Genomic DNA, 3368 nt, shown 5'->3' with positions numbered 1-3368 from the left:
AAGCAACAGCGACAGTAGTGGTGAACAACCCAATTGTAGCAGTAATGGACGGACCAACAACGGTAGCAACAGCTGCAGCCCCAATTATAGTTCAAAACGTAACAGCCAATGATACGTTGAACGGAGTGGTAGTAACAGCTGCTAATACTGATGTAACGCCAGTAACTGCGGGTCCATTGAGTATTGATGCTAACGGAGTATTAACATTAGCGGCAAACACAGCAAGTGGTACTTATACTATTACTTACCAATTATGTGAAGTAGGAGCAAGCCCAGCGAATTGCGATACAGCGACAGCGACGGTATTAGTTGCAAATGTAATTGATGCTATCAATAATACTGCTGTGACCGTCGCTTCAAGTAATACTGTAATTACTGCACTTAATGCTTTAGATAATGACATTTTTAACGGTGTTGCTGCTACGAATATCAATACTAATATAACTGCGTTAATTACAGGTCCATTAAGTATTAATGCTGATGGAATTGTAAGTGTTGCAGCTAATACTCCAAGCGGTACGTATACTATTACTTATCAATTATGTGAAGCTGATCCTTTAACTGGATTAAATGTTTCTCCGTCGAATTGTGATACCGCTACTGCAACAGTTGTGGTGAGTAATTTAATAGATGCAGTAAATGATCCATCTGTTACAATTACTTCAAGTAATACAGTAGTAACGGCTTTAAATGTATTAGACAATGATACAGTTAATGGCATACCTGCTAATATAAATAATACTAATGTAACTCCTGTTTCGACAGGGCCATTAAGTGTGGATGCTACTGGATTAGTAACTGTGGCTGCTAATACGGCAAGTGGAACATATAGTATAACTTATCAGTTGTGTGAAGCTGATCCGGTAACGGGTTTAAATTTAAATCCAGCAAATTGCGATAATGCAACAGCAACTGTAGTAGTATTAAATGAAATTGTAGCTGTAAATGACGGACCAACAACAGTTGCTTCCGACAATGTTGCTACAGTAGTTCAAAATGTAACTACTAATGATACACTAAATGGTGTAATCGTGACAGGTACTAATACTAACGTGACACCTATTACAACGGGTCCTTTAAGTATTGATGTTAATGGAGTATTAACTCTAGCGCCAAACACCGCAAGTGGCACTTATGCTATTACTTATCAATTGTGTGAAGAAGGTGCTAGTCCAGCTAATTGCGCTACGGCTACAGCTACAGTTATTGTTTCAAATCCTTTGATTGCAGTGAATGATGGCCCAATTACGGTTGCAACAGCTGAAGTACCAAAAATTGTCTTAAATGTTACTACAAATGATACGTTGTACGGAGATTTAGTGACAGATGCAAATACAAATGTAATCCCTTCAACAGTTGGTCCATTAAGTATCGGAAGTAATGGAGAGGTAACTCTTGCACCAAATACACCTTCAGGGACTTATGTCTTACCTTATGAAATTTGTGAGGTTGGAGCAGTTCCTGCTAATTGTAAGACAGCTTCAGCAACAGTTGTAGTGTTAAATGTAATTGTTGCAAATACTGACGAGACAGGTGGTTTGGCAGGAGCAACGACAGGTTCTGTTCTAGGTAACGACACATTTAGTGGAATACCACCGATTAAACCTGGTGATGTAATTTTGACAACTACAATTGCAAATCCTGCATTGACATTAAATCCAGATGGGACCATTACGATAGCAGTAGGAACTCCAGCAGGACCTCAAACTCTCCAGTATCAAATTTGTGAAATCGGTTCAACACCGCCAAATTGTAGTACAGCATCAGTAACTGTAAATGTTCAGGAAGCTGCTGTAGACGCTATTGTTGACGATTATACTGCGACTCCTTTTACAGGAGGAAACGGAGGTGTTACAGCCTCAGTATTGAATAATGATACTTTAAATGGCGTTGTGTTAAATCCCTCAGCTGTAATTCTTACATTAAGCGGAACTGCACCAACTGGTTTTGTACTCAATAGCGATGGCACAATTACAGTTCCTGCAGGACAAGTTTCAGGAACATATAACGTATTTTATCAAATATGTGAACGAATAAATCCAACTAATTGTGATATTGCAAATGCTAAGATTCGTATCAGTAATGAAATAATAGCGAGTAATGATACCTTCGCAATTCAAGTACCAAGTACAACGATTGCTACTACAGTTGGAAATGTACTTGGCAATAACGGAAATGGTTCAGATAACTTAAATGGTAACCCTGTTACAGTAGCAAATACTGATGTGACGCCAATAACTACAGGACCTTTAAGTATTGATGCAAATGGTAATTTAACATTAGCTCCAAATACTGTTTCAGGGACGTATACGATAATCTATCAATTGTGTGAAACTGGAGCAGATCCAATTAATTGCACAACAGCAACTGCAACAGTGGTGGTTTTAAACCCAATAAATGCAATTGATGATGCTCCTGCAGTTGTTAATACTGGTGTAAATTCAAAAGTAATTTTAGATGTAACAGCTAATGATACATTAAATGGAGTTATAGTCACTCCTGCAAATTCTAACGTTACTCCGGTAACCCAAGGGCCATTGAGTATAGATGAAAATGGAATAGTTACTTTGGCTGGAAACACACCAAGTGGTACCTATACAATTGTTTATCAAATTTGCGAAGTAAATCCTTCTAACGGACTAGAAGTAAATCCAAGTAATTGTGATACAGCAACAGCAACTGTTGTGGTTTTAAATCCAGTTGATGCAGTAAATGATCCTGCGGTAACTATTGCTTCAAATAATAGTACAGCAGTGGCTTTAAATGCTCTAACAAACGATACTTTTAATGGTGTCGCTGCAACTACAGTAAATACTAATGTTACTCCTTTAACAACAGGTCCATTAAGTATTGATGCCAATGGAATCGTAAGTGTTGCCGCTAACACAGCAAGCGGAACATATGAAATTACATACCAATTGTGCGAAGCAGATCCAATAACTGGAGCAAATGTTACTCCAGCTAATTGTGATACAGCAACTGCAAGGGTTGTGGTTGCAAATGTTATTGATGCTGTTAATGACCCAGCTGTAACAATCGCTTCTAGCAATAATGTTGTAATAGCTTTAAATGCTCTAGCAAACGATACTTTAAACGGTGTTATGGTAACGACGGCTAATACTAACGTTACTGCTTCAACAAGTGGACCATTGAGTATTGATGTTGACGGAAATGTAACGGTAGCACCAAATACAGTTAGTGGAACATATACCATTGTTTATCAATTGTGCGAAGCAGATTCTATCACAGGACTAAATGCTAATCCATCAAATTGTGATACGGCAACTGCAACCGTTGTAGTTGTAAATGCAATAGAGGCTGTTAACGATTCATTTAATACGTCATCACCGTTAGTAAGTACAGTTCTT

1 protein-coding gene is annotated in these 3368 nt (G+C 38.1%); it reads left to right on the top strand.

The window, feature by feature from the left end; translation table 11 throughout:
• Positions 1-3368 (top strand): beta strand repeat-containing protein (locus tag L1S34_RS14630; protein ID WP_370637660.1); only part of this gene is annotated, 3368 nt, incomplete at both ends.

Origin of the sequence: Flavobacterium sp. K77 (assembly GCF_021608205.1) — a bacterium.
GTDB lineage: Bacteria > Bacteroidota > Bacteroidia > Flavobacteriales > Flavobacteriaceae > Flavobacterium > Flavobacterium turcicum.
This window is presented reverse-complemented; position numbering and strand designations above follow the sequence as displayed.